Here is a 6,903-nt window from a genome sequence, read left to right as displayed (position 1 = left end):
AGTACATCCAGTACGAGGGCGTCGGGCCGGCACTCCCAGCCGGGCGCCCGACGCCGCGCGCTGATCCGACAAGACCGACCGGACAGGACCTAGGCGGCGACGGCCTCGGGCCGGGGGCGGCGGGTGGCGGCCGGGGAACCGGCCGGGGAGTCGGCCGCGCGGAAGTCGCAGAGCAGCAGCGCCGAGTCGTCGTCCGGGCCGGTGCCCGTCCAGTCCTCGACGTCCGCGCGCAGCCGGGCCAGGGCCTGCCGCGGGCAGACCGGGGCGAGCACCCGCCGGGCCCGGTCGGCGAGCGGGTAGAAGGTGCCGGAGCCGTCGCGGGCCTCGGTCAGGCCGTCGGTGCACAGCAGCAGCCGGTCCCCGTCGCGCAGGGTCAGCGCCGTCGGCCGCGGGGCGGGCGCGCCGGTCAGCGCGGACAGCCCGAACGGCGGCGCCGGGTCCAGCCCCGGCAGCGACGGCGCGGCCCCGCCCGCCCGCAGCAGCACCGGCACCGGGTGCCCGTGGTCCAGCAGCGTGGTCCGCCCGTCCTCCCGGACGTCCACCAGCAGCGCCGTCACGAACCGGTCCCCGGGGGTCTGCTCGGCGAGCGACTGCTCGATCTGCGCCGCCAGGGCGTTGAGGTCCGGCGCGACCGGCGCCGCGTTGCGGAACGCCCCCAGCACCACCGCCGCCGCGCTCACCGCCTCCAGGCCCTTGCCCTGCACGTCCGCGACCAGGATCCGCACCCCGCCCGGGACCTGCACCGCCTGGTACAGGTCACCGCCCACCCGGGCCGTCCGGTGCGCCGAACGGTACGAGCCCGTCAACTCCAGCGGACCGAGCCGGGGCGGCAGCGGCGGCATCAGCACGTTCTGCACCGCGTCCGCCACCGCCCGGACGTCCACCAACTCCCGCTCCGCCCGCCGCCGGGTCACCGACACCCAGCACGCCGCCAGCGCCGTGAACAGCACCCCCGCCAGCGCCACCCACACCCGGGTGTGCCCCCACAGCCCGTCCCGCACCGCGATCAGCAGCACCAGCGCCACCCCAAGCGCCGTCGACCCCAGCACCGTCCGCGGCGACCCCCGCCCCGCCGCCAGCGCCGGCCCCGCCGCGAACAGCGGCAGCAACCCCAGCGCCGGCCCCAGCAGCAGGTCCCCCAGCGCCACCAGCACCATCGCCGCCACCGGCGCGACCCACGGCCGCGACCACCACCGCCCCCGCCCGGTGGAGCCCGGCACGTCGACGGTCGACGACATCTCGTTGCTTCCTCTCGCGTTCCTGCGGGTGTGCGTGTGGGGGTGCGTGTGCGCGTTCGCTCTCGTGGGCCCGTACGGCCGCCCGTACGGCTCGTACGGCCCGTACGGCCCGCACGGCCCGCTCCCGGGCGGGCCGGCACCGGGCTCCGACGGTAACCACCCGCCCGCGCCCCCCGGTAGGGCCCTTCGGCCTTGCCGACCCCGCCGCCGAAAAGATGCGGGACGGCCCGGACGGCAGTACGAAGGGCCCACGGACGGCGTACCCCGGCAACGGGAGCGGGCCGTCCGCCGCCGTACCGCCGCACGCTCACGCTCAGGAAGGACGCCGGGATGTTCGAGGAACGACGGGCCCGCCGCCAGGCCAACCGTGCTTTCGACCACGGGGACGGGGTCACCCGCTACCAGATGCGACAGAAGGTCCTCGCGATCGGCGACGACTACTGGATCGACGACGACGCCGGCGACCACGTCTACAAGGTCGACGGCAAGGCCCTGCGCCTGCGCAAGACCTTCCACATCGAGGACCGCACCGGCCACCGCGTCGCCACCGTCCAGGGCCGCGCGCTGCGGATCAAGGACACCATGGAGATCGAGGACGCCGACGGCAAGCGCATCGCGACCGTCAAGAAGGCCCTGATCAACCCGCTCCGCGACCGCTGGCACATCGAACAGGCCGACGGCCCCGACCTCGACGTCCACGGCAACGTCCTCGACCACGAGTACACGATCGAACGCGACGGCCGCAAAGTCGCCGAGGTCTCGAAGAAGTGGTTCCGCCTCCGCGACACCTACGGCCTGGAGATCGGCCCGGACGCCGACCACGCCACCGTCCTGGCCGCCGCCATCGCCATCGACGCGATGACCCACCCCGGCGACTGACGGCCGGGGGGCGGGGGCGGGGGACGGGGGACGGGGGACGGGGAACGTGCGACGCCTGGAGATCCCTCCTGATGGTGCGTCGAATCCGGTGGGGGAACTCCCGGTGGGGCGGGAAATCGGCCGAGCGGTGCGCCACTTATGCGCTTAAGTGCGCGGAGCGAAAAGGCGGTCGGCCGGTTTTCCGTTAAGTGGAACGGCAATTGACGGAACGTCAATGAATGGCGGACGGGAGAGCGGAGCGGCGGTCGGCCGCCGAGCAGCTCCGGCAGCACCCGGGCGGTGTGCAGGCCGTACGCCGGGACGTCCCAGGACAGGACGCACAACTGCGAGTCATCCCTGGCAGGCAGGCAGGCAGGCCGGTCGCGCAGCGGGGGTGGCGGGCCGCTGCCCGTCGAACCCGGCCGCATGCGGACGGGCGGACCGGGCAGAAGGCCGCCGAGCGCACCGGACGCGGGCCGTACGCGGACCGCACGCGGGCCGCCCCTGCGGTGGTGCCCTCGACCAGGCCCCTGCGGGCGCGGGCGAACGGGAAGGATGAGCATCAGTGAAGGGTTTCCGTGGCTTCGTCCTGCGGGGCAACGTCGTCGACCTGGCCGTGGGCGTGGTGATCGGAGCGGCGTTCTCCGGCGTCGTGACCGCCCTGGTCCGCGCCTTCCTCACCCCGCTGGTCGGCCTCGCCACCGGCGCGGTGGGCGACTTCAGCCGACGGACCGTCCGCATCCACCACGTGGAGTTCCCGTACGGGGGCTTCGTCGACGCCGTGATCACCCTCCTGCTCACCGCGCTGGTGCTCTACTTCGTGGTCGTGCTGCCGTTCAACGAGCTGCACGAGCGCTTCGCCCCGCACCAGGACGTCCAGGCGCCCAAGCGGGACTGCCCCGAGTGCCTGTCCGCGATCCCCGCACGGGCGACCCGGTGCTCCTTCTGCACCGCCCAGTCGGCCCCGATGCCCGACCTGCCGTGACCGCCCCCGGCCGCGCGGCGTCGTGGCGCCGCAGGACGACCGACGGCTGGCGGGCCGTCGGCCGGACGCTGCGCCACCCCGTGCGCGGGGTCCGGTCGCACCGCGAGTCGGTGGTGCAGACCGCCCGGGTGGCGGCGGCCTGCGCGCTGGCCTGGGAGGCCGCGGTCGTGCTGCTGGGCGAGGACGAACAGCCCGTCCTCGCACCGCTGGCGGCGTTGCTGACCGTCCAGCTCACGGTGCTGCGGACGCTGGCGCAGGGCCTGCGGCAGATCGGCGGCGTCCTGCTCGGGGCACTGGCCGCCCTCGGCCTGCTGCGCCTGGCCGGGGCGAACTTCGCCAGCATCGGCCTCGCCGTCGGCGTCTGCCTCGGCCTGGGAAAGCTGCTGCGCCTGGGCGAGCAGGCCACCGAGGTGCCGGTCACCGTCCTGCTCGTGCTCAGCACCGGCGCCCCGTACGCCCCCGTCCGGATCGGGGACACCCTGATCGGCGTCGCCTCCGGCGTCCTGGTCAACCTGGTCGCCGCGCCCCCCACCTACGTGGGCCACGCCGCGCACCGGACCGCGCGGGTCGCCCACCGCCTCGCCGGCACCGCCCACGACACCGCCCGCGGACTGCGCGAGGGCTGGGACGAGGGGACCTCCGGCGGCTGGCTGCGCCGGGTGGAGGCGGCCGCCCGCGAACTCGACCGGGCGCGGGAGGCGGCGGACCAGGCCGAGGAGGGCATCCGCCTCAACCCCCGGCGGCTGCGGCAGGAGACCGATCCCGCGGTTGCGCTCGGGCCGCTGGGGGAAGGGCTGACCTGCCTCGGCCACGTCTGCGACCAGCTCGGTTCGGTGCTCCGCGGCCTCGACGACCTGGCCCGCGGCGAGCGGCAGTTCCCGCACAAGGCCGACGCGCGCGAACGACTGCGGCCCCTCGCCGACGTCCTGGAGGCCGTCGGCGACGCGCTCGACGTCCTCGCCCGCATCCAGCGCGACCACGTCCGCGAGCCCGGACACACCGACGACCTGACGGCCGCCCTGGAACGGGGCCGCGACCACCACGCCGCGGCCGCCGAGACGCTCTGCCGCACCGACCACGGCCCGGCGGTCTGGTCCCTGCACGGCTCGATCATGGACGAGACCCGACAGATCCTCCACGAGCTGGACCCCCGCCACGGACCCCACCCGTCCGCCCTGCACCCGCGGTCGCTCCGGCTCGCGGCCCCGCACGGGGAGAGCCCGGAACCGGCCCGGTGAAACGCGCTCGGGCGCAGTGGTGCACGAACCGGACCGGTCCGGTGCCGGAAAACGGAGCAGGATCCGCAGCGCCGGATCAACCGCCGGCGCGGGGCCGGGCGCCGCACCGGAACTTCAGGGCTTAAGCGGTTGAGCACGGCCCGGGATTTCCGGACCCGGCATTGGCTCGGGCGCCGGGCGGCCCTATGGTGAGCCCTCATGGCATTCCTCTCCATGGACCTTCCGGAACTGCGCAAGCACCGGCCCGAACGCACCGAACCCGACGACTTCGACGCCTTCTGGGCGGACACCCTGGCCACCGCCAGGGCCGTCCCCGCCCGCCTGGACACCGCACCGGTCGAGACCGGCCTCAGCACCGTCACCGTCGAGGACGCCACCTTCCCCGGCTACGACGGACAGCCGATCAAGGGTTGGCTGGTGCGCCCCCGCGGCGCCGAGGGGCCGCTGCCCGCGGTCGTCGAGTACATCGGCTACGGCGGCGGCCGCGGGCTGCCGCACGACCACCTGCGGTGGGCCAGCGCGGGCTACGCGCACCTGGTCATGGACACCCGAGGGCAGGGCGGCGCCTGGTCCCCCGGCGACACCCCCGACGACGGGCCCGGCGCCGGCCCGGCCCACCCCGGGTCGATGACCCGCGGCGTCCTCGACCCGGCCGCGTACTACTACCGCAGGCTCTACACCGACGCGGTGCGCGCCGTCGACGCCGTGCGCACCCACCCCGGCGTCGACCCGGGGAAGGTCCTGGTGGCGGGCGGCAGCCAGGGCGGCGGCCTGGCGCTGGCCGTCGCGGGCCTGGTGCCCGACCTGGCCGGGGTGGTCGCGGACGTCCCCTTCCTGCAGCACATCCGCCGCGCCACCGAGATCACCGACGCCTTCCCCTACAAGGAGGTCGCCGAGTTCTGCAAGGTCCACCGGGACAAGGTGGAGACCGTCTTCGCCACCCTCGCCCACTTCGACGGCCTCAACTTCGCGGCCCGCGCCACCGCCCCGGCGCTGTACTCGGTCGCGCTGATGGACGAGGTCTGCCCGCCCGAGACCGTCTTCGCCTCCTACCACCACTACCTCGGCCCGAAGGAGATCAGCGTCTACCCCTACAACGGCCACGAGGGCGGCGGCAGCCACCACTTCCCCGTGGCGCTCGCCTTCGCGGCGTCCGTGCTCTGAGGCCGGTGCTCCGAGTCCCGTGCTCCGAGTACCGCGCGTCGGAGGCGACCGGGGCGACCGGGGCAGGCGGGGCGGACGGCGGGTGGGCCGTCCGTCCCGGCGCGGTCCTGGACGGCTCCCGTTCCCGCCGTGCGTTCCGGGAACGGGCGGGCCCGGGGTGGGGCGAAGTCGGGCGAAAGGGGAAATGTAGGGTCGAGGGCATGAAGTGGGTGAAGCGGGGGCCGCGGTTCTACCTGGTGCTGGTGGCGGCGGTGCTGGCGGTGGCGGGGTTGGTCACGGTGGTGGTCGTGCGGAGCTTCGCCATGGTGACGGTCAGTCCGGGGGAGGCGCGGGAGCGGGCGGTGGGGGGCGGCGCGGGGGTGGGGCGGGTGGACTGTGCGCGGGTGAAGTGCATCGCGTTGACCTTCGACGGGAGTCCGGGGGAGCCGACGGGGGCGGTGATGGACCTGTTGGCGCGGTACGGGGCGGTGGGGACGTTCTTCCTGGAGGGGCGGGACGTGGCGGGGAACGCCGAGGTGGTGCGGCGGATCGCGCGGGAGGGGCACGAGATCGGCGACCACACCTGGAACCACCCCCGGTTGACCGAGGTCGGGGACGCGGAGGTGCGGGCGGAGCTCGACCGGACGGCGGACGTCATCGAGGGGGTCACCGGGCGGCGGCCCACGCTGATGCGGCCGCCGGAGGGGCGGACCGACGACCGGGTGTCGCGGATCTCGCGGGAGCTCGGCATGGCCCAGGTGCTGTGGACGGTGACCGCGCGGGACTACGCGACGGACGACAGCGCGCTGATCGCCCGGCGGGTGCTGGACGGGGCGGCGCGGGACGGGATCGTCCTGCTGCACCCGCTGCACAAGGGCACGGTGCCCGCGCTGCCCGCCGTGCTGGAGGGGCTGGCCGGGCAGGGCTACACCTTCGTCACGGTGGGGGAGTTGCTGGCGCCCGGGGTCGCGGAGCCCGGCGTCATCTACAGGTGACGGGGGCGCCCCCGGGGGTGACCGCGCACGTCCGGAGCTGTGCGGGGCCGGCGGGGGAACGCCGGGGGAGTTCCGGTGTCCGGCAGGCGGTCTGACGGGGAGTCGGGCCGTCGGCCGGACGGGGTGGCGGGACCTTTGACAGGAACCCCCGGCGCTGACATGCTGTCCGGCGGATTGCTGTGGGAGCGCTCCCACTCGATCTTCCGGAATGGGTGACCGGCAGGAGGGGGAACGGCGTACCGGTATCGGGAACCGGGCCCGTCTCCTCGCTTTTCGGCCCGACCGGGGCCGACCTGAGCCGGTCGGGCCGGGATTCCCCGGGGCCGTCGTGCCAGGAGGCGGGCGGCGGAGCAGGCGGTGGGGCGGGCGGCAGGGCGGCCGGCTTTCCCGCTGCCGGAATCGGCGGCCGAATTCGGCGGCCGGCGGGGAAGGCCCCGGGCATCAGG

Annotated in this window: 6 protein-coding genes; 5 read left to right on the top strand and 1 reads right to left on the bottom strand. The window is 75.2% G+C overall.

Annotation, left to right across the window (positions count from 1 at the left end; all coding sequences use genetic code 11):
* Positions 1-89: 89 nt before the first annotated feature.
* Positions 90-1,238 (bottom strand): PP2C family protein-serine/threonine phosphatase, encoded by a 1,149-nt coding sequence (locus tag ACFUEL_RS31765; RefSeq protein WP_380240368.1) that lies wholly within the window; start codon positions 1,236-1,238, stop codon positions 90-92.
* A 330-nt stretch (positions 1,239-1,568) separates the two neighbouring features.
* Here ACFUEL_RS31765 and ACFUEL_RS31760 point away from each other — a divergent pair, with 330 nt between their 5' ends.
* From ACFUEL_RS31760 to ACFUEL_RS31740, 5 genes are all read left to right on the top strand, one after another.
* The gene (locus tag ACFUEL_RS31760; protein ID WP_380240366.1) at positions 1,569-2,117 is read left to right on the top strand and encodes an LURP-one-related/scramblase family protein; all 549 of its coding nucleotides are present in this window, start codon (positions 1,569-1,571) and stop codon (positions 2,115-2,117) included.
* Between the two features lie 544 nt (positions 2,118-2,661).
* Complete coding sequence (mscL, locus tag ACFUEL_RS31755; RefSeq protein WP_380240364.1) at positions 2,662-3,081, top strand: large conductance mechanosensitive channel protein MscL; 420 nt, start codon at positions 2,662-2,664, stop codon at positions 3,079-3,081.
* Entirely contained in the window at positions 3,078-4,319 is a 1,242-nt protein-coding gene (locus tag ACFUEL_RS31750; RefSeq protein ID WP_380240362.1) for an aromatic acid exporter family protein, read from the top strand. The genes mscL and ACFUEL_RS31750 overlap by 4 nt, the downstream gene beginning before the upstream one ends.
* Before the next feature lie 198 nt (positions 4,320-4,517).
* Positions 4,518-5,483: an acetylxylan esterase gene (locus ACFUEL_RS31745; RefSeq protein WP_380240360.1), complete on the top strand. Its 966-nt coding sequence runs from the start codon at positions 4,518-4,520 to the stop codon at positions 5,481-5,483.
* Between the two features lie 200 nt (positions 5,484-5,683).
* On the top strand, positions 5,684-6,457 hold the full coding sequence (locus tag ACFUEL_RS31740) for a polysaccharide deacetylase family protein (protein ID WP_380240358.1): 774 nt from the start codon (positions 5,684-5,686) through the stop codon (positions 6,455-6,457).
* Positions 6,458-6,903: the final 446 nt, after the last annotated feature.

The organism is Kitasatospora sp. NPDC057198 (assembly GCF_042670125.1).
In the GTDB taxonomy this organism is placed as follows: domain Bacteria; phylum Actinomycetota; class Actinomycetes; order Streptomycetales; family Streptomycetaceae; genus Kitasatospora.
Note: the sequence above shows the minus strand (reverse complement) of the source record. Positions and strands in the feature narration are given on the sequence as shown.

Coding starts and splice junctions, on each gene's coding strand:
- ACFUEL_RS31765 (WP_380240368.1), bottom strand. CDS start 1,238: ATGTCGTCGACCGTCGACGTGCCGGGCTCCACCGGGCGGGGGCGGTGG.
- ACFUEL_RS31760 (WP_380240366.1), top strand. CDS start 1,569: ATGTTCGAGGAACGACGGGCCCGCCGCCAGGCCAACCGTGCTTTCGAC.
- ACFUEL_RS31745 (WP_380240360.1), top strand. CDS start 4,518: ATGGCATTCCTCTCCATGGACCTTCCGGAACTGCGCAAGCACCGGCCC.
- ACFUEL_RS31740 (WP_380240358.1), top strand. CDS start 5,684: ATGAAGTGGGTGAAGCGGGGGCCGCGGTTCTACCTGGTGCTGGTGGCG.